General features: G+C 69.3%; 24 protein-coding genes and 1 pseudogene. 6 read left to right on the top strand and 19 right to left on the bottom strand.

The annotated features are described in order from the left end of the window. The 5 genes and pseudogenes from ACI3KY_RS14280 to ACI3KY_RS14260 all read right to left on the bottom strand — a co-directional run. A pseudogene (locus tag ACI3KY_RS14280) lies at window positions 1-334 on the bottom strand (ATP-dependent DNA ligase); the annotation flags it as partial. A 46-nt stretch (window positions 335-380) separates the two neighbouring features. After that, complete coding sequence (locus ACI3KY_RS14275) at window positions 381-1,373, bottom strand: epimerase (protein ID WP_404930822.1); 993 nt, start codon at window positions 1,371-1,373, stop codon at window positions 381-383. Further along, complete coding sequence (locus tag ACI3KY_RS14270) at window positions 1,370-1,768, bottom strand: hypothetical protein (protein WP_404930823.1); 399 nt, start codon at window positions 1,766-1,768, stop codon at window positions 1,370-1,372. Before ACI3KY_RS14270 ends, ACI3KY_RS14275 begins: the two co-directional genes overlap by 4 nt. Next, window positions 1,768-2,532 carry an LLM class flavin-dependent oxidoreductase gene (locus ACI3KY_RS14265; protein WP_404930821.1) on the bottom strand — a complete coding sequence of 255 codons (765 nt, stop codon included), beginning with the start codon at window positions 2,530-2,532 and terminating at the stop codon, window positions 1,768-1,770. The genes ACI3KY_RS14270 and ACI3KY_RS14265 overlap by 1 nt, the downstream gene beginning before the upstream one ends. After that, window positions 2,529-3,404, bottom strand: a complete 876-nt coding sequence (locus ACI3KY_RS14260) for an LLM class flavin-dependent oxidoreductase (protein ID WP_404930820.1) — start codon at window positions 3,402-3,404, stop codon at window positions 2,529-2,531. Before ACI3KY_RS14260 ends, ACI3KY_RS14265 begins: the two co-directional genes overlap by 4 nt. 145 nt (window positions 3,405-3,549) lie before the next feature. Between ACI3KY_RS14260 and ACI3KY_RS14255 the strand changes: the two genes are divergently transcribed. Continuing rightward, window positions 3,550-4,269: a DUF72 domain-containing protein gene (locus tag ACI3KY_RS14255; RefSeq protein WP_404930819.1), complete on the top strand. Its 720-nt coding sequence runs from the start codon at window positions 3,550-3,552 to the stop codon at window positions 4,267-4,269. A gap of 81 nt (window positions 4,270-4,350) precedes the next feature. On the opposite strand, the gene ACI3KY_RS14250 is transcribed toward ACI3KY_RS14255, so the two are convergent. Next, window positions 4,351-6,912, bottom strand: coding sequence for an ATP-dependent Clp protease ATP-binding subunit (locus ACI3KY_RS14250; protein ID WP_404930818.1), 2,562 nt, complete (start codon window positions 6,910-6,912; stop codon window positions 4,351-4,353). Window positions 6,913-7,096: 184 nt separating this feature from the next. On the opposite strand from ACI3KY_RS14250, the gene ACI3KY_RS14245 reads away from it, so the two are divergent. Next, window positions 7,097-7,468, top strand: coding sequence for a GNAT family N-acetyltransferase (locus tag ACI3KY_RS14245; protein WP_404930817.1), 372 nt, complete (start codon window positions 7,097-7,099; stop codon window positions 7,466-7,468). Window positions 7,469-7,478: 10 nt separating this feature from the next. On the opposite strand, the gene ACI3KY_RS14240 is transcribed toward ACI3KY_RS14245, so the two are convergent. Both ACI3KY_RS14240 and ACI3KY_RS14235 read right to left on the bottom strand, forming a co-directional pair. Beyond that, window positions 7,479-7,937 (bottom strand): DUF3817 domain-containing protein, encoded by a 459-nt coding sequence (locus ACI3KY_RS14240; RefSeq protein ID WP_404930816.1) that lies wholly within the window; start codon window positions 7,935-7,937, stop codon window positions 7,479-7,481. Window positions 7,938-7,976: 39 nt separating this feature from the next. Next, complete coding sequence (locus tag ACI3KY_RS14235) at window positions 7,977-8,408, bottom strand: MarR family winged helix-turn-helix transcriptional regulator (protein ID WP_404930815.1); 432 nt, start codon at window positions 8,406-8,408, stop codon at window positions 7,977-7,979. An 84-nt stretch (window positions 8,409-8,492) separates the two neighbouring features. On the opposite strand from ACI3KY_RS14235, the gene ACI3KY_RS14230 reads away from it, so the two are divergent. After that, complete coding sequence (locus ACI3KY_RS14230) at window positions 8,493-9,623, top strand: class I SAM-dependent methyltransferase (protein WP_404930814.1); 1,131 nt, start codon at window positions 8,493-8,495, stop codon at window positions 9,621-9,623. Window positions 9,624-9,627: 4 nt separating this feature from the next. Here ACI3KY_RS14230 and ACI3KY_RS14225 read toward each other — a convergent pair whose 3' ends face one another. The 5 genes from ACI3KY_RS14225 to ACI3KY_RS14205 form a co-directional block, all read right to left on the bottom strand. After that, a complete protein-coding gene (locus ACI3KY_RS14225) occupies window positions 9,628-10,239 on the bottom strand; it encodes a hypothetical protein (RefSeq protein ID WP_404930813.1) in 612 nt (203 codons plus the stop codon). A gap of 378 nt (window positions 10,240-10,617) precedes the next feature. Beyond that, window positions 10,618-11,835: a glycoside hydrolase family 1 protein gene (locus ACI3KY_RS14220; protein WP_404930812.1), complete on the bottom strand. Its 1,218-nt coding sequence runs from the start codon at window positions 11,833-11,835 to the stop codon at window positions 10,618-10,620. 53 nt (window positions 11,836-11,888) lie between these two features. Further along, a complete protein-coding gene (locus tag ACI3KY_RS14215) occupies window positions 11,889-12,782 on the bottom strand; it encodes a carbohydrate ABC transporter permease (protein ID WP_404930811.1) in 894 nt (297 codons plus the stop codon). A 1-nt stretch (window position 12,783) separates the two neighbouring features. Beyond that, window positions 12,784-13,707, bottom strand: coding sequence for a carbohydrate ABC transporter permease (locus tag ACI3KY_RS14210; protein ID WP_404930810.1), 924 nt, complete (start codon window positions 13,705-13,707; stop codon window positions 12,784-12,786). Further along, window positions 13,701-14,984: an extracellular solute-binding protein gene (locus ACI3KY_RS14205; RefSeq protein WP_404930809.1), complete on the bottom strand. Its 1,284-nt coding sequence runs from the start codon at window positions 14,982-14,984 to the stop codon at window positions 13,701-13,703. The genes ACI3KY_RS14210 and ACI3KY_RS14205 overlap by 7 nt, the downstream gene beginning before the upstream one ends. A gap of 163 nt (window positions 14,985-15,147) precedes the next feature. Here ACI3KY_RS14205 and ACI3KY_RS14200 point away from each other — a divergent pair, with 163 nt between their 5' ends. Then, window positions 15,148-16,140 carry a LacI family DNA-binding transcriptional regulator gene (locus tag ACI3KY_RS14200; RefSeq protein ID WP_404930808.1) on the top strand — a complete coding sequence of 331 codons (993 nt, stop codon included), beginning with the start codon at window positions 15,148-15,150 and terminating at the stop codon, window positions 16,138-16,140. An 83-nt stretch (window positions 16,141-16,223) separates the two neighbouring features. Here ACI3KY_RS14200 and nrdF read toward each other — a convergent pair whose 3' ends face one another. The 4 genes from nrdF to nrdH all read right to left on the bottom strand — a co-directional run bounded on the left by nrdF (window position 16,224) and on the right by nrdH (window position 20,105). Beyond that, the gene (gene nrdF / locus ACI3KY_RS14195; RefSeq protein WP_404930807.1) at window positions 16,224-17,198 is read right to left on the bottom strand and encodes a class 1b ribonucleoside-diphosphate reductase subunit beta; all 975 of its coding nucleotides are present in this window, start codon (window positions 17,196-17,198) and stop codon (window positions 16,224-16,226) included. A 34-nt stretch (window positions 17,199-17,232) separates the two neighbouring features. Beyond that, on the bottom strand, window positions 17,233-19,386 hold the full coding sequence (gene nrdE, locus ACI3KY_RS14190) for a class 1b ribonucleoside-diphosphate reductase subunit alpha (RefSeq protein WP_404930806.1): 2,154 nt from the start codon (window positions 19,384-19,386) through the stop codon (window positions 17,233-17,235). Further along, on the bottom strand, window positions 19,371-19,802 hold the full coding sequence (gene nrdI / locus ACI3KY_RS14185) for a class Ib ribonucleoside-diphosphate reductase assembly flavoprotein NrdI (protein ID WP_308869670.1): 432 nt from the start codon (window positions 19,800-19,802) through the stop codon (window positions 19,371-19,373). The genes nrdE and nrdI overlap by 16 nt, the downstream gene beginning before the upstream one ends. Window positions 19,803-19,871: 69 nt before the next feature. Beyond that, a complete protein-coding gene (nrdH, locus tag ACI3KY_RS14180; protein ID WP_194413491.1) occupies window positions 19,872-20,105 on the bottom strand; it encodes a glutaredoxin-like protein NrdH in 234 nt (77 codons plus the stop codon). Between the two features lie 399 nt (window positions 20,106-20,504). Between nrdH and ACI3KY_RS14175 the strand changes: the two genes are divergently transcribed. Next, window positions 20,505-21,713, top strand: coding sequence for an MFS transporter (locus tag ACI3KY_RS14175; protein WP_404930805.1), 1,209 nt, complete (start codon window positions 20,505-20,507; stop codon window positions 21,711-21,713). Between the two features lie 22 nt (window positions 21,714-21,735). Here ACI3KY_RS14175 and ACI3KY_RS14170 read toward each other — a convergent pair whose 3' ends face one another. Then, entirely contained in the window at window positions 21,736-22,140 is a 405-nt protein-coding gene (locus tag ACI3KY_RS14170; protein ID WP_404930804.1) for a pilus assembly protein CpaE, read from the bottom strand. A gap of 65 nt (window positions 22,141-22,205) precedes the next feature. Here ACI3KY_RS14170 and ACI3KY_RS14165 point away from each other — a divergent pair, with 65 nt between their 5' ends. Then, window positions 22,206-22,961, top strand: a complete 756-nt coding sequence (locus ACI3KY_RS14165; RefSeq protein WP_404930803.1) for an alpha/beta fold hydrolase — start codon at window positions 22,206-22,208, stop codon at window positions 22,959-22,961. A gap of 43 nt (window positions 22,962-23,004) precedes the next feature. Here ACI3KY_RS14165 and ACI3KY_RS14160 read toward each other — a convergent pair whose 3' ends face one another. After that, the gene (locus ACI3KY_RS14160; protein ID WP_404930802.1) at window positions 23,005-24,012 is read right to left on the bottom strand and encodes a TIGR00341 family protein; all 1,008 of its coding nucleotides are present in this window, start codon (window positions 24,010-24,012) and stop codon (window positions 23,005-23,007) included. Window positions 24,013-24,014 lie beyond the last annotated feature (2 nt).

Genomic DNA, 24,014 nt, shown 5'->3' with positions numbered 1-24,014 from the left:
CCGCCGTCGCCGACCGGGCGAGCGTCTCGAGCGCCGCGCCGCGGGCGGCCACCGACCCCGTGCCCTCCGCCCCCGCGAGGCGATCGAGCGCCGCATCGACATCGCCGACGGTGAGCGTCGGTGCGTCGGCGTGCGTCACGGTGAGGTTCGAGAGGCTCCGCCACCCGACGCCGAGGCGACCCTGCCGAGGGCTGGCGGTCAGGAAACCGATCGCCGGACCGATCTCGTCGGGATCGAGCAGGCGCAGGGCGTCCGACAGGGCGGCGACCTTGGCCAGTCGCGATGTCGTCGAGGCCACGGCATCCGTCGCCGTCACGAGCTCGTGGAGCAGCATGCCCGCATTCTCCCATCCGGCCCCGACACGGTGGCGCTGCGCGGTCTCAGCTCGGCCGCCGGCCGAGCGCTGCGACGACGTCATCCAGAGCCGGCTCCAGCTGGGGGTACGCGAACACGTAGCCCGCCGCTGTCAGCGCCTCGGGAATGGCCCATCTGCTCTTGAGCACGAGCTCCGGCTCGGTGCGCAGCGCCCACATCGCGGGTTCGAGCATGAAGCGCCAGGCGGGCAGACCGATCGGGGCGCCGACGAGACGGCGGAGCGTCGCCATGAGCTCGCGGTTGTCGGAGGTGCCCGGCGCCGCGAGGTTCACCGGCCCGGACATTCCGGGGTCGTCTCGCACGAATCGCACCGCTCCGACGACGTCGTCGAGGTGGATCCAGCTGAATCGCTGCCGGCCGCCGGATCGGTGCCAGGGCGGGCGGCCGTCGCCCGTGGGATGCGGGCCGATTCCGCGATAGCGCCGATGCGGGAACCACCAGCCGTCGTACTGGGTTCCGCCGAGCCCGAGGCGCGCCAGCCGCACCAGCGTGCGCGTGGCGGGGCCGTCGCCCAGGACGATCGCCATGCGCAGCGCGACGCGCCGTGTGGACGGGAGGTCGCCCGCGAAGAATTCGTCCTCCCACGCGCGCGCGACGTCGACCGAGAAGCCGGCGCCGAGTTCGCCGTCGCGCTCGGTCTGAGGCCGGTCGAGCGCGTAGCGGTAGATCGTCGCCGTGCTGGCGTTGAGCCACAGCGGCGGAGGCGTCGCTGCCGCGGCGATGGCACGATGCAGCACCCGAGTCGTCTCGACGCGTGAGCTCAGGATCTCGTCGCGGTTCGCGTCGGTGTACCGGCAGTTCACCGATCTGCCCGCGAGGTTGACCACGACCGCGGCACCGTCGACGAGGGTGAGGATGTCGTCGGCGTCGGTCCACTGCGCATCGGCGTCCGCGCGGCCGATGGTGCGCACGTCGTAGCCGTCGTCGGTGAACGCGCGCACGAGCGCGCGGCCCACGAACCCCGACGCTCCCCCGATGACGGCGAGCGGTCGGCTCATCCGCGTCGTCCCGCCGGGGCGGCGGTGCTCCAGAGCGCCCACGCCACGAGCAGCGGCTGCAGCAGCAGCCGGACGAAGCGCGCCCGGTCGGTTGCGAGCATCGGAGCCGGACGACCGGTGCGCCACTGGTGGACGTTGCCGGGGAAGACCGCCACGAAGAACGCCGCCACGCCCCAGCCGATGCGGCGCTGTTCGGCGGGGAGCGCCACGAGCGCCCCGCCGAGCATCAGCTCGACGACGCCCGAGGCGAGCACGATCGCGTCTTTGTCCGTGTGGAGCAGCCGGGTCGCCCAATCCGGCACGACGATGCGGTAGCCGCGGCGGCCCCAGGTCAGATGCGAGGCGCCCGCCACGACGAGGAGTGCCGCGAGGGCCCAGCGACCGACGATCCGCATCATGCGGTAGCCCTCGCGACGGCGTCGATGAACCGCAGGTGGTCCTCCGCACTGCCCGTCGGCGTGATCGCCCGCAGGACGACCTCGTCGACGCCGGCGCGGTAGGCGGCGATCCGGCCCCCGAGATCGGCCGGACGGATCACGGTGTCGGCGACGTCCAGGCCGAGGCGGGCGAAGTTGGCGGCGTACGCCGGGTATCCCGCGTAGCGAGCCGCTTCCTCGTCGAGCGGGGCGACCCCAGCGGCGTCCGCGGCGGTGCGCACGTACAGCGCGACGTGAGCCGAAGGCGCGATCGCGTGCGCCTGGGCAGCTTGTTCCGCGGCGACGTCGGGCGTCAGCCAGCTCAGGAGGAGTCCGTCGGATGCCGTGGCCCCGGCGCGCCGCATCCGCGGGCCGAGCGCGCCGACCACGACGCGGGCGCCGGTGCGCCGACGCAGCGCGGTCGCGGCATCCGTCACCAGCTCCACCGCACCGGTGCGCACCTGTCCCGACCCGATGCCGAGCACCAGCCGGCCGGCGGGCAGACCGGACGCTTCGGCCGCGATCTCGTCGGGTGTGCGCCGGTCGACGGGGAGCACGCCGGTCGCGAGCACGAGGCGCTCGGTGACGGCTGCCGCGGCGGCGAGAACGGCGAGCGCGTCCTGACCCGGAGTGTCGTTCACCCAGAGGCCGTGGAAGCCGGCCGCCTCTGCAGCGGGCGCGACCCGCCGGGCGAGCTCGTGGCCGGCCGCCGCAGCGATCCCGAGTGACAGCTGCGCGGTCATGCGGCGTCCCGTCCGACCAGGCGGGCGACCTCGGCGGCCGCCCGGTAGAACTCGGCGATGTCGCCGCGCGAGGAGGGCAGCAGCACGAGGTCGTCCACACCGGCATCGAAGAACCGCCGCGCGCCGGCGGCGACCTGGGCGGGGTCGCCCCACAGCGCGCGCTGGTCCGGGTCGGGCTTGTCGCCGACATCCGCGATCGCGCGGGCCTCGGCATCCGCGCCGAACGCCGTCACGACGTAGGCGACCACGTCGTGATCGCCGCCGCGGCCGGCGAGTTCGCGCGCCTCGCGGATCGATGCCGTCGCGATCGCGTACTCCTCCGCCGTGTGGCCGCTGTCGAGCACCGTGCCGTCGGCCACCTCGCCGCTCAGCCGGAGTGTCTTGGGACCCTCGGCCGCCGCATAGACGAGCGGAGGCGTGGGTGGTGCGTAGTCGAGGCGCACGCCCTCGAGCGTGACGTACCGCCCCGCCGCCGTGACCTCGTCGCCGGCCAGCAGGCTCCGCAGCGCCGGCACGTACTCGCGCATCAGCGTCAGAGGCGACGCGACCCGAGCGCCGACCTCGCCCATCCAGTCCAGCACCCCGTGCCCGACGCCCGGCAGGAGCCTCCCCGGGAAGAGTCGCTCCACCGTGGCGAGCTCCATGGCGGTCGCCGCGACGTTGCGCAGCGGCATGGGCGCGATGCCGATCCCGATCCGGAGGGCCTCCGTCCAGGCGAGCGCCGCACCGACCGTCGCGAACGCGGACTGCCGGAAGCAGTCCTCCCAGATCCACAGTTCCGGCAGGCCGGACGACTCGGCAGCGAGCACCGCGTCGCGGAACTCGTCAGGAGCGTGGGTGTAGGGGTTGAAGATCGCACCGATGCGGGTCATGTCCCCCACTCTGTCAGCGGTCGCCGACTGGCGCACGTCGACACCGCGACCCCGCCGCCAGCGCCACGGCCACGGCCGGCTATCGCGGCGCGCCCGCCGATGCAACCCCGTCCCGCACGCCGCCCGTGCGCCGCAGGCTGGAGGAATGGCGCGCATCGGGACGTCGGGCTGGGTCTACCCGCATTGGCGGGGTGTGCTCTACCACCGGCCCCAGAGCCAGTGGCTCTCGGAGTACACCGCCGAGTTCGATGCGGTCGAGCTCAACGGCAGCTTCTACCGGTGGCCGGCCGACGCGAGATTCGCCGCGTGGCGTGATCGGCTCCCGGAGGGCTTCGAGATGGCGGTCAAGGCCCCTCGCGGACTGACCCACGCACGGCGGCTCCGCGAGCCGGAGGTCTGGATCTCGCGTGTCACCCGCGGGCTCCACGAGCTCCGCGGGCGGCGGGGGCCGCTCATCGTCCAGCTGCACCCGGGGATGGAGCGCGACGACGCGCGCCTGGAGCACTTCCTCGCGGCGCTGCCGGAATGGACGCGGCCGGCGATCGAGTTCCGGCATCCTTCGTGGGTGGATGACGCCGTGTTCGCGATGCTCGAGCGCCACGGCGCGGCCTACTGCGTCATGAGCGGGGCCCGGCTGCCCTGCGTGCTGCGCGCGACCGCTCCCCTCGTCTACGTGCGACTGCACGGTCCCGACCCCGAGCACCTCTACGGCGGCTCGTACTCCGACGACGACCTCGCCTGGTGGGCCGAGCGCATCCGCGAATGGGAGGGCGCCGGACACGAGGTGCACGCATACTTCAACAACGACGGCGAGGGCAACGCGGTGCGCAATGCCATCACGCTGAAACGGATGCTGCGAGCCTGACGCGGCACCGCAGCCGTCGCGCTCGACGACGAGAGGCGCCGGCCCGCAGGCACGGCGCCTCTCGTGGAGGGTGTGATCAGCTCACGCGGCGAGAGGGAACGACGCCCCGGCGGCCACCGACAGCTCGTCGCCCACGGCGTCCACCGTCACGGCACCGCCGTCGACCAGCGCACCGGTCACGAAAAGGTCCGCGATGCGGTCGTCCACCTCGCGCTGGATCAGGCGACGCAGCGGCCGGGCCCCGTACTCGGGCTCGTACCCGTGCTCGGCGAGCCAGGCGACGGCGCCGTCGGTGACGACGAAGTCCACCTCGCGCTTGGCCAGCCGGGCCTCGGACGCGCCGAGGAGCAGTCGCACGATGCGCTCGAGCTGCGGCTTGTCGAGCTTGCGGAAGAGCACGATCTCGTCGATGCGGTTGAGGAACTCGGGCCGCATCGCCTCGCGGAGCTTGCCGAACACGCGATCCCGCAGGTCCTTCTCCGAACCGAAACCGGTCGCCCCTCCCCCGTCGGGCAGGAAGCCGATGGCACCGCCGCGCGAGGCGAGGAACTCCGAGCCGAGGTTCGAGGTCATGACGATCACGGTGTTGCGGAAGTCGACAGTGCGACCCTGCCCGTCGGTCAGGCGGCCGTCGTCGAGCACCTGCAGCAGCAGGTTGAACACGTCGGGGTGCGCCTTCTCGATCTCGTCGAACAGCACGATCGAGTAGGGGTTGCGCCGCACGCGCTCGGTGAGCTGGCCCGCCTCGTCGTAGCCGACGTATCCCGGAGGGGCGCCGACCAGACGCGACACCGTGTGCCGCTCGCCGAACTCGCTCATGTCGAAGCGGATCACGGCGGTGTCGTCGTCGAACAGGCTCGCGGCGAGCGCCTTGGCCAGCTCGGTCTTTCCGACACCGGTCGGGCCGAGGAAGAGGAACGACCCCACCGGCCGGCGCGCATCGCCCATGCCCGTGCGGTTGCGGCGCACGGCCTTCGCGACCGCGACGACCGCGTCGTCCTGCCCGATCACACGGCCGTGCAGCTCGTCCTCGAGGGACGCCAGCCGCTCGCGCTCGGTCTCGGTGAGGCGGTTGACCGGGATGCCGGTGGCCCGGCTGATGACGGCCGCGATCTCGGGCTCGCCGACGATCGCGTCGATGGGCGCGGCAGCGGCGCCCGAGCTGGTGGCCTCGTCGAGCTTGGCCTGCACCTCGGAGATCTGGTCGCGGATCCGCGACGCCTCCTCGTAGTGCTCGGCCGACACCGCGGCGTTCTTGTCGGCCTCGAGCGTCGCCAGACGCTCGATGAGGCCGCTCACGTCGACGGCCGCGCCGAGGCGCAGGCGCAGGCGGGCACCGGCCTGGTCGATGAGGTCGATGGCCTTGTCGGGCAGTACGCGCTCGGTCAGGTAGCGATCGCTGAGCTCGACCGCGGCACGGAGCGCGTCATCGGTGTACACGATGCCGTGGTGCTCCTCGTACGCGGGCTTCAGGCCACGCAGGATGAGCACGGCGTCCTCGACGGAAGGCTCGCCCACGCGCACCGGCTGGAACCGGCGCTCGAGCGCGGGGTCCTTCTCGACGACGCGGTACTCCTTGAGCGTGGTCGCGCCGACGAGGTGCAGCTCGCCGCGTGCGAGGCGCGGCTTGAGGATGTTGCCGGCGTCCATGCCGCCGTCACCGGCGCCACCGGCGCCCACGACCGTGTGCACCTCGTCGATGAACACGATGAGCTCGCCCTTGTGGGCGGCGATCTCGTCCATCGTCTTGGTCAGGCGCTCCTCGAAGTCGCCGCGGTAGCGGGTCCCCGCCAGCATGGCGGGCAGGTCGAGGGCCACCACGCGCTTGCCGAGCAGCTGCTCGGGCACGCCGCCGTCGATGATCGCCTGCGCGAGCCCCTCGACGATCGCCGTCTTGCCGACGCCGGCCTCGCCGACGAGCACCGGGTTGTTCTTGGTGCGACGGCTCAGGATCTCGATGGTCTGCTCGATCTCGTCGGCCCGTCCGATCACAGGATCGAGTTCGCCGGCCACGGCGCGTGCGGTCAGGTCGGTGCCGTAGGCGTCGAGCATGGGGGTGTCGGATGCCGCGGCATCCGTCCTCGCCTCCCCCTCGGCAGCACCGTCCGGCGTCACGGTCTCGCGCGCGCCCTGCATGAGCGCCTCGGCGGTCACGCCGGCGCGCGCCAGCACCTGGCCGGCAGGCGTGTCCTGCGCCAGCACGAGCGCGAAGAACAGGTGCTCGGGGTCGACGTACGTCGAGCCCGACGAACGGGCGACCTGGAAGGCGTGGAACAGCGCGCGCTGGACCGATGCCGTCACGACGGCGCCGTCGACGTCGGCCGGGGCCGAGGCGGCGGGCAGCCGCTCCTCCGTGGCGCGCGAGATGGCGTCGGGGTCGGCGCCGACACGGCGCACGGCATCCCGGGCCGGAGCTTCGCCGACCAGGATCCGCAGCACGTGCAGGGCGTCGAGCTCACGCTGACCGCGCTCGAGCGCGTACTTGCCGGCGCGCTGCAGCAGCTCCTGCGTGCGCGCGCCGAGGTAGCGGCTCAGGTCGATCGATCGCTCGGCACGCGCGCGCTCTCCCGCGAGATAGCGTGCCAGGAACTCATCGAAGGAGCTCCCCTCGTCGCCGGCCTGGGGCGTGAAGTCTTCGGGCATTCCGTCTCTCCTGAAACTTGAGTGAACGAGCATCAAGTTTTGAACTTGATACATGCATTGTCAAGTTCAACAGGTCTCGCGGCGAGGTATTCCCGCGTTCCGGATCCGACAGCGAGGGCGCCGTCGTGTCGGCCGCCCGGCGTAACCTCGGGAACCGGGGACCCGCATCGCAGAGGAGAGAACCATGGACTGGAAGATCGAGCTCATCTTCGTGCCCGTCACGGACGTCGACCGGGCGAAGGAGTTCTACGAGCGGATCGGGTTCCACGCCGATCACGACCAGACACCGTTCGACGGTCTGCGGTTCGTGCAGATGACGCCCCCGGGATCAGCCTGCTCGATCGCGTTCGGCACCGGGTTCGGCACAGACCTCGAGCCCGGCCGCCAGAACACGATCCAGGTCGTCGTGCCCGACGCCGACGAGGCGCTCGCGCACCTCCGCGACCTCGGCGTCGACGCGCAGGGCGTCGACGAGCAGGCGTGGGGACGTTTCGTGACGTTCCCCGACCCGGATGGGAACACCTGGACGCTGCAGCAGCTGCCGCAGCGCGGTTGACGCGCCCGCCTCACCCGCCGGGCGGGCCGACGATCAGCAGGACGACGAAGAGCACGACCAGCGCGACGGCGATGAGCGTCGCGAGCACCCACGGCCGCCGCAGGAACCACCGCATGAGCCGGTCGTACCAGGTGCGGTCGCGCGGGTCGTCCGTCGGCTCGAGTCGCCACGCGGCCGCCAGCCGTCCGCTGCGCTGCAGCCACAGTTCGGCCGGGATGGTGGCGTACGGGATGACGGCGCTGACGAGCGCGACCACGGTCGGCCACGCGCGCCAGCGGTTGTTCAGTGCCACGAGGATCGCCGTGGCGCCGTACGACAGGAAGACGAATCCGTGGATGCCGCCGCCGATCGTGACGCCGAGCGCCCAGCCGGTGGTGGCGCGTAGTACCAGGCCCGCGATGAGCAGGGTCCAGGAGATCGCCTCGGCGATCGCCAGGGCGCGGAAAAGGGAGTGAGGGTTCCGGAACACACCTTCAGCCTAACTGAAAGACTTCAGTCAGGCTGAAGGTCAGCTGACCGCCGGCTCGCCGTCGGCGCGGGGTGGCTCCTCGTGGAGCCCTTCGAGCGCACGCGCGAGCGCGGGAGCGGCGTCCGTGAGGCCGGCGTCCAACGCCGCCAGCCGCTCCTGCGCGGCCTGAAGCACGTCGCTCCCTCGCGAGGTGACACGCAGGTCCGACGCCGATCCGGCGTGCTTCGTGGCGTCCTCGACGAGCCCGTCCGCCACCAGCGTCTGCACGGCGGTGTGCGCCGACTGCACCGTGATCTGCGAGCGGCGCGAGAGCTCGCTGAACGAGATGCCGGGCGTCGCCTCGATGTGTGCGAGGAGTGCGTACTTGCGGGTCGTCAGACCGAGGTCGCGCAGTTGCGCGCCGAGGTGCCCGTCCCAGACGCTCGCGACCGTGAGCAGGGAGATCACAGGACTGAAGGGGCGCTCCGGCATGTGCTGAATGCTAGCCCGCCGCCGGGCGACGCGGCGCATTCGCCGTGCCCTCGGGCGCGATCGCCTGCCCGCTACCGTGGGACGGTGACGTTCTCACTCGACGGACTGCGCCGATGGCCCGACGTGGAGGCTCCCGACCTGGTGGCGACGGATGCTGCGGACCGCCTGCTCCTCGATGAATCGGCGGCCGCGCGCGCCGAAGCCGGGGTCGGCGGGCTCGCGGTGATCGGCGACGGCTACGGCGCTCTCACGCTCGGAGCGGCGGCGGACGGCGGCACCGGCATCCGTGTCCACCAGGATCCGCTCACCGGCGAGCGCGCGCTGGCCGCGAACGCGGAGCGATTCGGTTTCGCAGACACCTTCTCGTCGCTGCCGCTCTCGCCCGAACTGGTGCGCGGCGCACGCGTCGTGCTGCTCCGCCTGCCGCGGTCACTGGAGGCGCTGCGCGATATCGCCGATCTCATCGCCGCCCACGCGGCACCCGAGGTCGTCGTCTTCGCCGGCGGGCGCATCAAGCACATGTCCCTCGCGATGAACGAGGTGCTCGGCGAGAGCTTCGGCCGGCTCGACGTCAGCCACGCGCGGCAGAAGTCCCGGGTTCTCGTGGCGCGCATGCCTCACGGCGGCGGCGACCCCGCACCCCGCCAGGCGACACTCGACGGCATCGTGGTGTGCGCGTTCGGCGGTGCCTTCGCGGGCGCGACGATCGACATCGGCACGAGGTTCCTGCTCGACCAGCTGGTCACCGGCACCGACCCTCTGCCTCGTCTCACCGCCGAGGGTGGCGCCGTGATCGACTTGGCGTGCGGCACCGGGGTGATCGCGACGGCACTCGCGCTGCGGCATCCCGATCTCCACGTGCTGGCGACCGATCAGTCGGCCGCAGCCGTCGCCTCGGCCGACGCGACGGCACGCGCGAACGGTGTAGAGGAACGGGTCGAGGTGGTGCGCGACGACATGCTCGGCACGCAGCCCGACGGCAGCGGTTCGTTCATCGCGCTCAATCCGCCGTTCCACTCCGGCGCAGCCGTGCACGAGGGCATCGCCCCGCGGATGTTCGCCGAGGCCGCTCGCGTGCTGCGGCCGGGAGGCGAGCTGTGGACGGTGTGGAACTCCGGGCTGCGATACCGTCCGGCGCTCGAGCGCACGGTCGGGCCGACACGGCAGATCGCGCGCAACGCGAAGTTCACCGTGACCGCGTCGACGCGGCGCTGACGCGCTACGACGTGGGCTCCGGACTCGGCTCCGGAGTCGGACCGAAGAGCGTCCATGCACCGTCGGTGCATTCGTAGAACTGCACCGCTGCGGTATCGACGAAGACGTCGCCGTCGGCGGTGCAGTCGGCGTCGTCCGGGGCGGCGGTGCCCAGCGTCACCTGGGTACCCGGCGCACCGGGCGCTCCGGTCGGCCCTTGCTCGCCCTGTTCGCCCTGTTCGCCCTGTTCGCCCTGCTCCCCCTGCGGTCCCGCCGGGCCCTGCGCGCCTTCCGGCCCCTGCTCGCCGGTGAGGTTCTCAGCCGCGGACTGGCGGATGTTCCCGACGAAGGTCCAGTCGTCCTGGAAGAGGTAGACGTCGGCGGTGAGGATGTCGATGTAGACGTCCCCCTCCTGGCCTTTGCCGGCTTCCGGCACGCCGGATCCCGCGCGCACGGCCGAACCCGCCGGAAGGATCTCGGCTAGGGCGTCCTCGTAATCGGGTGCCGGAGTTACCGACGCGGAGGGCGCCGGCTCGGACGTGTCGACTGATCGGGCGAGCCACGAACCCAGGAAGGCGGCGAAGAACGACAGCAGTACGAATCCCAGTCCGAACCACACCAGGGTGCTGCGCGTCACGCCGGCAGGCGCCGGTGCCGTCGCCGACGCCGTGGCCGGAGTTTCCACTGGACGCGCCTCGTTGTCCACGCAAGCCCCCCTTTCACCGCATGCACTGTCGGCGCCGGTTCCCACAGCCGGACGCCGCTGTCATAACCATAGGAACGCGAGCGCTCCGTGTCACCTCTTCCGGCGGAATTGGCGTTGCGGCTGCACGTCGAGAGCGGTGCGCCGAGCGCCTGCGTCGCGGATACGGGACAGCAGCGGGAGAGTTGACCGGGGGGCCGACGCGAGAATGCCGGCGCCCCCGGTAGCCGCGGGCTCGGGACCCACGGCCGGGGTGCCGGACCGGGGCTCCGGCGCATCCCCCACAGAAGAGACCGCCCCGCTGCCCGTCTATTACGCGACTTCGCCGCTCTCCCGAGGCGTCGTAGGGATCTCGTTGCGCTGCGCGAGCCCACCCAACCACGCGAGACTCGGCTTCGGGCTGCGGGCGAACGTCTCGCGGTCCACCGCGATCAGTCCGAAAGTCGGTCGGAAGGACCCCCACTCGTAGTTGTCGAGGAGCGACCAGTGGAGATACCCGCGCACGTCGCAGCCTTCCGCCATCGCCGCGGCCATCCCCGCCAGCGCACCCGTCGTGTAATCGATGCGCCGCGCGTCGTCGGTGGTCGCCATGCCGTTCTCGGTGACGATCATCGGAATGCCGCCGGTGACCTCGCGGGTGTGGCGAAGGGCCTCGCCGAGCGCCTCGGGGTAGTACTCCCACCCCGTGAGCGTGCGCTCGGTGCCCTCCGGCCACGGCTGCGGGCCGAACCCCAACTCGTCGTCGGTCGGTCCGATGATGGTGCGGAGGTACGACTGCACGCCGATGAAGTCGTCACCCCGCGCCTGCTCGAGGAAGAAGTCCTCGCGCCAGTACTGCCACTCGTCGCGCTGCGTCTCCCACCCGGGGACGGCCTGGAACACCTGGTTCGCCACGGTCCAGCCCGAGCGGATGCCGCCGACCCCGCGCAGCACCTCCGTCGAGGCGTGGTGCGCGTCGGCGATCGCTCGGGCGACGAACGGTGACGGGCCGGGGAAGTTCACCCCGTTCTCGGTGTCGATGCGCGCTTCGCTCTGGTTGACCATCATGTTCGGCTCGTTGATGGTGACGACGAGGTCCACATCGTGGAGGATCGTCGCGGCGACCTCGGTGAAGCGCCGGAACCTGTCCGTGCTCTGCTCGGCGTACCACCCGCCCGAGTGGTCCCACCACCGCGGGAAGGTGAAGTGGTGGAGCGTCACGATGGGCTCGACGCCGTGGTCGCGGCAGGTGTCGATCATCCGCCGGTAGTGGGCGAGCTGAGCACGCGAGACGACGCCTTCCTCGGGTTCGATGCGCGACCACTCCAGGGAGAACCGGTACGCGGTGAGGCCCGCATCCGCCAGCAGCGCGATGTCTTCGGGATACCGGTGGTACGAATCGCAGGCGTCGCCCGAAGGCTCCGGGATCTGCGTGCCCGGCGCATACTCGTTCTCCCAGTGCCCGGTGTTGACGTTGCCGCCCTCGATCTGGTGACCGGCGGTCGCCGCCCCCCAGATGAACCCCTCGGGCGCGGCGATGACGCTGCTCATGAATGCGGTTTCCCTTCCGTGTGGACGTCTGGTGTGAATGTCGGAGACGCGGGTCACTTGATCCCCGTCAGGGCGATGCCCTGGATGAAGTGCCGCTGCATCGCGATGAACAGGATGAGCACCGGGATGACGATGAGGAACGACCCCGCCATCTGCAGCCCGAAGTCCGACCCGTGACCGCCCGCCTCGGCCGAGAAGAGGGCCAGCGAGACCGGCAGGGTGTACATCGAGTCGTCCTGCGAGATGATCAGCGGCCACAGGAAGCTGTTCCACGACCCCATGAAGGTGAAGATGGCGAGGGTCGCCAGCGGCGCCTTGCACAGCGGGAGCACGATCTGGAAGAACGTGCGGAACTCCCCCGCCCCGTCGATCCGCGCCGCATCCAGGAGCGAATCCGGGATCTCGAGCATGAACTGGCGCATCAGGAAGACCCCGAACGCGCCCACCATGCCCGGCAGGATCAGCCCCCAGTACGTGTTGACCATCCCCAGGTTCGCGACGAGCACGAACTGCGGGATCAGGGTCACGATGCCGGGCACGAACAGAGTGGCCAGCACGATGACGATGATGACGTTCTTGCCGGGGAACTTCATCTTCGCGAGCGCCCAGCCGACCATCGACGAGAACAGCAGCGTCGTCGCGACGGTCACGACCGCGAGGAACACCGAATTGAAGAACGGCCGGAGGATGTCGAACTCGAAGAGCCACGCCCGGAAGTTGTCGAGCGTGGGATGCTGCGGCCACCAGGTGACCGGGCGCGCCATGATCTCGGCCTTGGTCTTGAATGCGCCGAGCACCATCCAGACGAACGGGAGGACCGTGGCGGCGAGGCCGACCGAGAGGATGACCAGTACGGCAAGATTCCCCCAGCGGATGGGCTTGCGCGGTGCCCGCGTCGGCGCGGATTCGGCCTCGGTGGCGGCGGGTCTTTCGAGAGTCGTCGTCATGTCAGGTCCTCTGGCGGAAGAAGCGGAACTGGATCAGCGCGAGGATGCCGACCAGCGCGAACAGCACGTAGGCGCCGGCGGCCCCGACCGAGTAGTTCCCGTACTTGAACTGGTTGTAGACCTGCAGCGCGATCGACGTGGTGGACTCCAGCGGACCGCCGTTGGTCATGACGAACGGCTCGTCGAAGAACTGCATGTAGCCGGTGGTCACCAGGATCGTGTTGAGCAGGATCGTCGGCATCATCATCGGGATGGTGATGCGGAAGAACTTCTGGACCGCGTTGGCGCCGTCGATCGAGGCGGCTTCGGTGACGTCCGCGGGGATGCCCTGCAGGCCCGCCAGGAAGATCACCATGGACGCGCCGATGTTGCGCCAGACCGCCATGATCGTGATCGCAAGCAGTGCGGTGTTCGGATCGCTGAGCCAGTTGGGCCCGGTGATGCCGACCCAGCCGAGGATCGTGTTGAACACGCCGGTGTTCTGGTACATGATGCGCCACACGACGGCCACCGCGACGATCGTCGTGATGACGGGCGTGTAGTAGCCCACGCGGAAGAACGTGGCGACCCGGCGACTCACCGAGTTGAGCAGCACCGCGAGCACGAGCGCGATGAACAGGGTGGCGGGGACGCCCACCACCACGAACATCAGCGTGTTGAACAGTGCGCGCTGGAACGACGGGTCGGTGAGCACCGCGACGAAGTTCTCGAATCCGACGAAGTTCACGTTGAACGGGCTGCGGATGTCCCGCGCCCGCAGGTCGGTGAACGCCATGGCGAGCGAGCTGACGAGCGGGATGAGTCCGAAGACCCCGAACGTCAGGACGAACGGCGCGACGAAGACCCACGCGATGAGGGCCGAGCGGCGCCGCTGCGCGGCCAGGGAAGAGACCTTCCCCGGCCGCGCGTGAACGGATGTCACCATCCGAAGCCGATCGTGTCTGCCTGCGTCTGGATCTCTTTCGCGGCGTCCGCGCCCGAGATCTCACCACGGGCGACCTGCTCCGAGTACTTGCTGATGAGGTCCGAGATCTGCGACCACGCGGGATAGTTCGGCGTGGCGACGGTGTTCTGCAGCTGCTCGGTGAGGGTCTTCGTCACCGGGTTGTCCTGGATCGGCGCGTAGTCGCCGGCGGCGACGTTGGCGGGCAGCTCGCCCTGCAGGTCGTACCACGCCTCCTGCTGCTCCTGCTCCCCCATCCACGAGAGCAGCGACCATGCTGCCGCCTTGTTGTCGGATGCCGAGAACACGCCCAGGTTGCCACCGCCGATGTACTGGTCGTTGTTGCCGCCAGGACCGGTGGGCGAAACGGTGTAGCCGACGGAGTCCATGGTGAAGCCCTCGGGTGCGGCGCCCGTGTCGATCTCCTCCTGATAGACGTCGAGCATCCAGGGACCCGAGATGAACATCGGGGTCCCGCCGTTCTCGAAGGTCGCGTCGGCGTCGCCCATCGGCGCTTCGCCGCGCTGGAAGTAGCCGCCGTAGTAGTCCAGGGCCGCGACGAACTCGGGCGTGTCGATCGTCCACTTGTCGCCGTCGGTCATCTCGCCGCCGGCCTGCGCGTCGAAGGGGACGATGACCTGCGCGGGCTGCTCGGTGGGCTTGGGAAGGCTGATCCCGTAGGTGCCGCCGGGCCGGGAGGCGAACGCCGTGGCCATGGCCTGCGTCTCTTCCCACGTCGTCGGCGCCGACAGGCCCAGTTCGGCCGCGATGTCCTTCCGATAGAACAGGAAGCGCGTCTCGACGTACCACGGCATCGCGTACAGCCCGTCCTCGCCCGTCACCGAGTCCACGGCGGCCGGGTAGAAGTCGTCGCTGTCGTACACGCCGTCGGGGACGCTGTCGAACGCGCCCATCCCGATCACTGTCGCGGTCTGGTCCGAGCCGGTCATGATGATGTCCGGCCCCTTGCCGGCTGCCGTGGCCGTCTGGGCCTTCGTGATCACCTGGTCCCAGGGCACGTCCGTGACCTTGATGCTCGCGTCCGGGTTCTGCTCGAGCCAGTCTGCGGCGAGCTTCTTCAGGTTGTCGGCATGCCCTCCGGCCGTCCAGATCTCGACCGCACCGGATGCCTTTCCCTCTTCGGCCGGCCCGGCCGAAGAAGCCTCCGCCGCGCCGTCCGCGCTGCGACCGCATCCCGACAGGACCAGGACGGCGCCGAGCGCCATCGCCGTGATCGCCGTTACTCGCATCCTCTGCATGCTCACTCCTTTGTGTGATTTCGATATCCTTAATCGAAATTTCGTGCCTCAAGGGGAGACTATAGAGCGATATGACCGCGCGCGTCCAGCGCGTCGCGCGAAATCAGCGGCCGATCCTCACCGGATGGCGCTAACATTTTCGGAAAGTTGATCCGGAGGAACCATGGCAGTCCAGCTCGCCCAGATCGCGACCGAGGCAGGAGTATCCGTCCCGACAGTGTCGAAGGTGCTCAATTCCCGGCCGGACGTGTCGCGCGCCACACGGGACCGCGTGGCAGCGGTGCTGGAACGCCACGGCTACGAGATCCGCATGCGTCCGCGGCTGGCGACCGGGTTCCTCGACATGCGCGTGGTGAACCTCGACCAGGCCTGGTCCGAAGCCGTGGTCCGGGGGGCTGCCGAGGGAGCGAAGGGACACGGCAAAGATCTCGTGCTGGCCGTCGAACCCGATCCGGAGGACTGCGACGACTGGGTGATGCACGCCCTGGAGCGAGGATCCGACGGCCTGCTGAGCGTGGTCGCCGTTCCGAGTCCGGAGGCGCGGCGACTGCTCGCCGAGGCGGGGATCCCCCTCGTGGTCGTGGACCCCCTGCACAGGGAACCGGACGGCACGTACGCGATCGCCGCGACGAACTTCCAGGGAGCGTTCGACGCCGCACAGCATCTCCTCCAGCTGGGGCACCGCCGCATCGCGACGATCACCGGCCCTCTCGATCAAGACAACGGCATCGCGCGTCTCGCGGGGTTTCAGGCCGCGATGCAGCAGGCGGGCGTTCCGGTCGACGATGGCCTGGTCATCCGCACCCAGTACGGCGTCGACCAGGGCTACGACGCGACCCGTCTGCTGCTCTCACGCGAGGTTCGTCCGACCGCCATCTTCGCCGCGAGCGACGACAGCGCCCTCGGCGCCATCCGCGCCCTCCGCGAGAGCGATCTCCGGATCCCCGACGACATGTCGGTGGTCGGATTCGACGACCTTCCGCACTCGTCGTGGATCGACCCGCCGCTGACGACCATCCGGCAGCCGCTCGCACAGATGGGCAGTGCCGCCATCGACGTGATCGTCCGTGTGCGCGCCGGCCAGCACCCTGCTGCCCGCGCCGAGCTGTCGACGACCCTCATCGTCCGGTCGTCGGCCGCCCCGCCCCGCGGCTGAAGCGTCCCGCGTCACGAACGCAGAGAGGACGGATGCCGCGGGCCGCGGCATCCGTCCTCTCAGGGTCTTTCAGATCCCGGGTCTCAGAAGTCCCAGTCCTCGTCCTCGGTGGCCTCGGCCTTGCCGATGACGTACGACGAGCCCGACCCCGAGAAGAAGTCGTGGTTCTCGTCGGCGTTCGGCGACAGGGCCGACAGGATCGCCGGGCTCACGTCGGTGACGGTCGAGGGGAACATCGCCTCGTAGCCCAGGTTCATGAGGGCCTTGTTGGCGTTGTAGTGCAGGAACTTCTTGACGTCCTCGGTGAGGCCGACGCCGTCGTACAAGTCCTGCGTGTACTGGATCTCGTTGTCGTAGAGCTCGTACAGCAGCGAGAACGTGTAGTCCTTGATCTCGTCGCGCTTCGCCTGGTCGACCTTCTCGAGCCCCTTCTGGAACTTGTAGCCGATGTAGTACCCGTGCACGGCCTCGTCACGGATGATGAGGCGGATGAGGTCGGCGGTGTTGGTGAGCTTGGCGCGGCTCGACCAGTGCATCGGCAGGTAGAAGCCCGAGTAGAACAGGAAGCTCTCGAGCAGGGTCGAGGCGACCTTGCGCTTGAGCGGCTCGTCGCCGCGGTAGTACTCCATGACGATCTGAGCCTTCTTCTGAAGGTTCGGGTTCTCGACCGACCAGCGGAAGGCCTCGTCGATCTCCTTCGTCGAGCACAGCGTCGAGAAGATCGAGGAGTACGACTTGGCGTGCACCGACTCCATGAACGCGATGTTCGTGTAGACGGCCTCCTCGTGCGGCGTGATCGCGTCGGGGATGAGCGAGACGGCCCCGACGGTGCCCTGGATCGTGTCGAGGAGCGTGAGCCCCGTGAACACGCGCATCGTCAGGGTCTGCTCGTCGGGCGTCAGCGTGTTCCACGACTGGATGTCGTTCGACAGCGGCACCTTCTCGGGCAGCCAGAAGTTGTTCACGAGGCGGTTCCACACCTCGAGGTCCTTGTCGTCCTGGATGCGGTTCCAGTTGATGGCCTGGACGTGGTCCAGGAGCTGGAGCTTCTCGCTCATCGTCCTTCTTCTCTCGAAATCCCTGAACGGACCATCACAGCGTGCAGCTGACGCACTCGGTCATGTCCGTCCCCTCGAGCGCCATCTGACGCAGGCGGATGTAGTAGATCGTCTTGATGCCCTTGCGCCACGCGTAGATCTGCGCCTTGTTGATGTCGCGCGTGGTCGCGGTGTCCTTGAAGAACAGCGTGAGCGACAGGCCCTGGTCGACGTGCTGCGTGGCGGCGGCGTACGTGTCGATGACCTTCTCGTAGCCGATCTCGTACGCGTCCTGGTAGTACTCCAGGTTGTCGTTCGTCATGAACGCCGCCGGGTAGTAGACGCGCCCGAGCTTGCCTTCCTTGCGGATCTCGACCTTCGCCGCGATCGGGTGGATCGACGACGTCGAGTTGTTGATGTACGAGATCGATCCGGTCGGCGGCACGGCCTGCAGGTTCTGGTTGTAGATGCCGTGCTGCTGGATCGAGGCCTTCAGCTCGCGCCAGTCGTCCTGCGTGGGGATGTGGTGGCCGGCGAACATCTCCGCGACCTTCTCGGTGGCCGGTGCCCACTCCTGGTCGATGTACTTGTCGAAGAACGAGCCGTCGGCGTACTTCGAGTCCCAGAACCCGTCGAACACCTCACCGCGCTCGATCGCGATCTTGTTGGACGCGCGCAGCGCGTGGAACAGCACCGAGTAGAAGTAGATGTTCGTGAAGTCGACACCCTCCTCCGAGCCGTAGTAGACGTGCTCGCGCGCCAGGTAGCCGTGCAGGTTCATCTGCCCGAGGCCGATCGCGTGGGAGCGGTCGTTGCCGTCCTCGATCGAGCGGACCGAGCGGATGTGGCTCTGGTCGCTGACCGCGGTGAGGGCACGGATGCTGGTGTCCACCGTCTGCGCGAGGTCGCCGCCGTCCATCGCGAGCGCGATGTTGAGCGAGCCCAGGTTGCACGAGATGTCCTTGCCGATCTGGTTATACGACAGGTCCTCGTTGAAGGTGGTCGGCGTGTTGACCTGCAGGATCTCGGAGCACAGGTTCGACATGTTGATCCGGCCCTTGATCGGGTTGGCCTTGTTCACCGTGTCCTCGAACATGATGTACGGGTAGCCCGACTCGAACTGGATCTCGGCGAGGGTCTGGAAGAACTCGCGCGCGTTGATCTTCGTCTTCTTGATGCGGGGGTCGTCGACCATCTCGCGGTACTTCTCGGTGACCGAGATGTCGCCGAAGGGCACGCCGTAGACGCGCTCCACGTCGTACGGCGAGAAGAGGTACATGTCCTCGCCGTTCTTCGCGAGCTCGAACGTGATGTCGGGGACGACCACGCCGAGGGAGAGCGTCTTGATGCGGATCTTCTCGTCGGCGTTCTCACGCTTGGTGTCGAGGAAGCGCAGGATGTCAGGGTGGTGGGCGTTCAGATACACCGCACCGGCGCCCTGGCGCGCGCCGAGCTGGTTGGCGTAGGAGAAGGAGTCCTCGAGCAGCTTCATCACGGGGATGATGCCGCTGGACTGGTTCTCGATCTGCTTGATCGGGGCACCCGACTCGCGGATGTTCGACAGCAGCAGGGCGACGCCGCCGCCGCGCTTGGACAGCTGCAGCGCGGAGTTGATGCCGCGGGCGATCGACTCCATGTTGTCTTCGATGCGCAGCAGGAAGCACGACACCAGCTCTCCACGCTGGGCCTTGCCCGCATTGAGGAAGGTCGGCGTCGCCGGCTGGAACCGGCCGGAGATGATCTCCTCCACCAGCGCGGTGGCCAGCTTCTCGTCACCGTCCGCCAGCGCGAGCGCCGTCATCACGACCCGGTCCTCGAAGCGCTCGAGGTACCGCTTGCCGTCGAAGGTCTTCAGCGTGTAGCTCGTGTAGTACTTGAACGCGCCGAGGAAGGTCTCGAAGCGGAACTTCTTCGCGTAGGCGAGGTCGTTGAGCTTCTGGATGTACTCGAACGAGTACTTGTCGAGGACGGCGCCCTCGTAGTACTCCTTCTCGACCAGGTAGTCCAAGCGCTCCTTGAGCGAGTGGAAGAACACCGTGTTCTGGTTCACGTGCTGCAGGAAGTACTCCCGCGCAGCCCGCTTGTCGGCGTCGAACTGGATCTTGCCCTCGGCGTCATAGAGATTCAGCATCGCGTTGAGGGCGTGGTAATCCATGCCCTCGAAGCGTGCCTCCGTCTTGAAGTCGGCCTGCGTCAGAGTTCCCACCATCGTTCCAATCCCGCGTTCACGCGTTCCACATCTTCAGGCGTGCCGAATACTTCGAGCCGATACAAGTGCGGCACGTTGCACTTGCGGCTGATGATGTCGCCGGCGAGGCAGAAGTGCTCGCCGAAGTTGGTGTTCCCCGCGGAGATGACCCCGCGGATGTGACGCCGATTCCGTTCGTCATTGAGGAATCGGATCACCTGCTTGGGAACGGCGCCCTTCTCGACGCCCCGCCCCTGGCCTCCGCCATAGGTGGGTGTCACGAGGACGTACGGCTCGTCTACCACGAGCTCCGGATCCGTCGCGTGGAGCGGGATCCGGAGCGCTCGTGCTCCGAGCTTCTCGATGAAGCGCGCGGTGTTGCCCGACACGCTCGAGAAGTAGACCAGCAGCGGTGTCTCAGTTGCTACGACGCCCATGACGCCCCTTGCTCGGACACACCCGACGGCGGTCGTTGAGCTCCGTCGAAACGGGTGGGCTGCGTCGAACTACGCGAGCCGCGCTGCGAGTTCGTCGATCTTGTCGGGACGAAAGCCCGACCAGTGGTCTTCATCGGTGATGACGACCGGCGCCTGGAGATACCCCAGCGCCTTGACCTGCTCGAGGGCCGACGGGTCCTGCGAAAGGTCGTGGATTTCGTACTCGATCCCCTTGGAATCGAGTGCTCGATACGTCGCCGTGCACTGCACGCACGCGGGCTTCGTGTAAACCGTGATCGCCATGTCGATTCCGTCTCCTCAGTGCTTCCCCCGGTGGCATCCGGTGCTCTTCCCGGTAGTCCCCCCACCGGGACTCCAATACTACATATGGGTACCGACATCCGATAGCACCACAAGGGCTAGTAGTTACATCGGTGTGATTTTCCACCGTTCTCCCCATGTACAACACAGGTTCTCCACGGATTCATCCACAGCCCGAGGGGTCTGGAAAAGTCCAGGATCACGGGGGTTTCGGACGCCACGGCCGCATCCGTCCACAGGCCCGAGGCTAGATGCGGGGTCCGACATCGGATCCGCCTGTGGAGAGATGCACCGGCGTGTCGTGGGCGTGTCGCAGCGGTGTCGTGCTCCGGTCGTGCGCGACGACCCTGGGCGCGACCGCGGGTGACGTAACGTTGACGGGTGGCCGGCTACCGGGATCTTCTGCGCACGCCCGGGGTCGCCCGCATCATCGCGGCGCAGCTGACCGCGCGCTTCCCGAACGGGATGATCAGCCTCGTCATCCTGCTGCACATCGAGGGGATCACCGGCTCGTACGGCGCCGCCGGCATCGTCCTGGCCGCGGTCTCGATCGGTCAGGCGCTCGCCGGCCCGGTCACCAGCCGCTGGATGGGTCGCTGGGGCATGCGTCGCGTGCTGACCCTCACGACCGCCGTCTCGGCGGCGTCCCTGCTGATGATCGCCTTCTTCGTCGTGCCCGTGCCGGTCTTCATCGTCCTCGGCTTCATCGCGGGCGCCTCGACGCCGCCGATCGTCGCGGCGGTGCGCACGATCTACGCCAAGATGGTCAACTCCACGCAGCTCACCGCGCTGTACTCGCTCGACGCCTCCCTGCAGGAGGTCATATGGATCCTCGCCCCGGTGCTCATCACCTTCGTCGCGACGCAGGCCGGCACCGTCGCGGGGCTCGTGCTGGTCGTGGTGTTCCTGGTGGGCGGCGGCGCGTGGTTCATCCTCTCCCCCGAGGTCGGGCGCGTGCGCATCCCGCGCAGCAAGCGCTCCTTCGGCACGGTGCTGACCCGCCCGCCGATCCTGCTCGCGACGGTGGTCGGCTTCCTCATCATCGGCTCGTTCGCCGCCGTCGAGGCGAGCGTGGTGGCGACGTTCGACCACGGCGGGCTCGAAGCCGGCCTCGTGCTGGCCGTCTTCTCGATCGGCAGCCTCGCGGGCGGGTTCGCCTTCGGCCACCTGCCGATGGGGCGCTGGGCGCTGGCGCGGCGGCTGACCGTGGTGGCGATCGGGCTGGCCATGACCGCGCTCTGGATCAACGTGTGGTGGATCGGCGGCACGCTGTTCGTGGCCGGCATCGGCATCGCCCCGGCTCTCGCGGTGCTCTCGGCGGTGACCACCGCGAGCGTCAAGTTCAGCGACACGGCGGAAGCCTTCGGCTGGGTCGGCACCGGCCAGCTCATCGGTGCCGCCGCGGGCTCCGCCGTGGCAGGCCTCCTCATCGACGGTCCGGGCGGCGTGACGGCGTCCTATGCGGCCGCCGCGACGTTCTGCGCGCTGGGCCTGCTCGTCGCGATCGTGTTCGCGCGGGGCCTCCCCGACCTCCGCGTGCGCGGCGCGAGCCCGATCCCCGACACCGAGCCGGTGCCGACCATCCGCTGAGAGCGCCGAGGCCGCGGCCGCGTCACTCCAACCGGCGCAGCAGCTCCAGCACGGCGAGGGCATAGGCATCGGCCGGTTCGGGATGCTCGAACACGCGGCGCTCGCCCCCGACGACGATCTCGACCTCATGGGTGTCGGGCAGTCGCCGCAGGCCGCGGAAGGCGCCCCGCAGCAGCTCGCGCAGCTGGTGCTCGTGCGGCAGCCACAGCGCGTCTTCGAGCGCGACGGAGTCCAGCGCCCATTCCGTCGTGCCGTTGAACGCCAGGATGCGTCCGGTGGGGTACTCGCGCGGCTCGATCGTCATCTCGCTCACGGTGAAGACGTCGGCCTCGAACTCGGGCTCATCGAGCTGGAACCGGTCGCCGGACTGCGGATGCCACACCAGCCCCGCCTCGCGCAGCGCCACTGCCAGTTCCGTCGAGATCATGCCAACCCCCGTTCCCATCCTGCCGTGCGCCGAGACGGCCGGGGCCGCGCTTCTAGGCTAGGCGTATGCCGACCCCCGTCCTGCTCCCCCGCCTGTCGTGGGGCTCGCCCTCGGCCGAGCGCCGCGCACTGCTCATCCACGGCGTCGGCTCGATCGGCGCGCTGATGTGGCGCTACGGCGTCGCCCTCGCGGACGCCGGATGGAGAGCGGATGCCGTGGACCTGCGTGGACACGGCAGCGCCCCGCGTGCCCTCGACTACACGCTGGCCGCCTACGGCGCCGACGTGCTGGCGACCCGCGCGGACGACGTTCCGTGGGACCTCGTGATCGGGCACTCCCTCGGCGGCGCGGCATCCGTCCTCGCCGCGGCGGAGGATCCCACGTGGACGCGTCGGCTCGTCCTGATCGACCCGGCGATCGCGCTCACCGACCGCGATCGCGACATCGTCCGCGACAGCCAGGCTCGCTCGTTCGAGGACCCGACCGAGCAGGCCGTGCGCACCGAGCACCCGCACTGGCACCCGCAGGACGTCGAGCTGAAGGCGCTGTCGGTGCGGCAGGCGAGCCGGTGGGCGGTCGAGCAGACCAGCGCGCAGAACCAGCACTGGGACGTGACGGATGCCGCCCTCCGCGTGAGCGTGCCCACGCACGTCATCGCGTCCGATCCGCACGTGTACTCGATCTTCCGGGGCAAGCCGGCGGAGTCCGTCGTCGCCGCGAATCCGCTGTTCTCGGTGTCGGTGGTGGCGGATGCCGGCCACTCGCCGCATCGCGACCGTCCGGAGGCGACCATGGAGGCGCTGCGCGCCGCGCTCGGCTGACGCCCGGGGCCTGGGCGCCTCAGCCGCCGCGACGCCGACCCGACTACTGGACGGGGATCTCGACTCCCTGGCCCACGTCGACGACGACGCCGACGAACGACGGGAGCATCGCGGCGATCGACTTCTGCAGCTCCTCGATCGGCGGCGTCTGCCCGTCCTCGGTCGTGACCTCCACCGTCGCGGTCCGGCCCGACCACTGCACGCCGTAGACGCGGGCGTCCTTCTCGTCGGCCAGCCACGTCGTCGTGGCGTCCTGGATGCCGACCGACCAGCGGGCGAGCGCCACCGAGACGACCGAGTTCACGACGAGGGGGATCGTGATGATGACGGCCAGCACCGTGACGATCGTGTAGGCGCGTCGCCGGTTGGCGACCAGCGACGACCCGGGATCGCGGGCGTACCCGGCGAGGGTGAAGACGATGCTGCCCGCGATCACGAGGGCGACGACGTTGGAGAGGAACAGCCATAGGGCGCCGATCGCGTCGACCCAGAGGCCCTGTCCCGCGCAGACGCCGACCACGCCGAGCGGAGGAACGAGCGAGATGGCGATCGCGACCCCGGGAAGGATCGCGCTGAGGTCCTTGCGGCACATCGCGAAGCCGCCGGCGAAGCCGGTGGCCAGCGCCGCCACCAGGTCCATGAAGCTCGGCGATGTGCGGCCCACGACCTGCGAGTTGGTCTCCAGGCTCTCGGGCGTCGCCACGAAGACCGAGAACGCCAGACCCAGCACGATGACGATGGCGACGCCGAGCAGCACCCAGGCGATCGACCGCACCACGAGGCTGAGGTGGCCTCGCACGATGCCGAGTCCGATCCCCAGGATGGGCGTGCCGAGCGGCGCGATGATCATGGCGCCGATGACGGTCGCCGTCGAGTCCGTGAGCACGCCGGCGATCGCGATGATGCCCGCGAGCGTCAGCATGATGAGGAATCCGCTGCGCTTTCCCACGCGGTCGCCCGAGCCGAGGTCGAGCGCCTCGGTGACGTCCGCCGCTGTCTGTCGCTGCGTTGCCGGGATGAGCGTCTGCATCATCTCTGAGAGCGTCGCCATGG

Origin of the sequence: Microbacterium sp. ZW T2_14, assembly GCF_044987405.1 — a bacterium.
In the GTDB taxonomy this organism is placed as follows: Bacteria; Actinomycetota; Actinomycetes; order Actinomycetales; family Microbacteriaceae; genus Microbacterium.
This window is presented reverse-complemented; position numbering and strand designations above follow the sequence as displayed.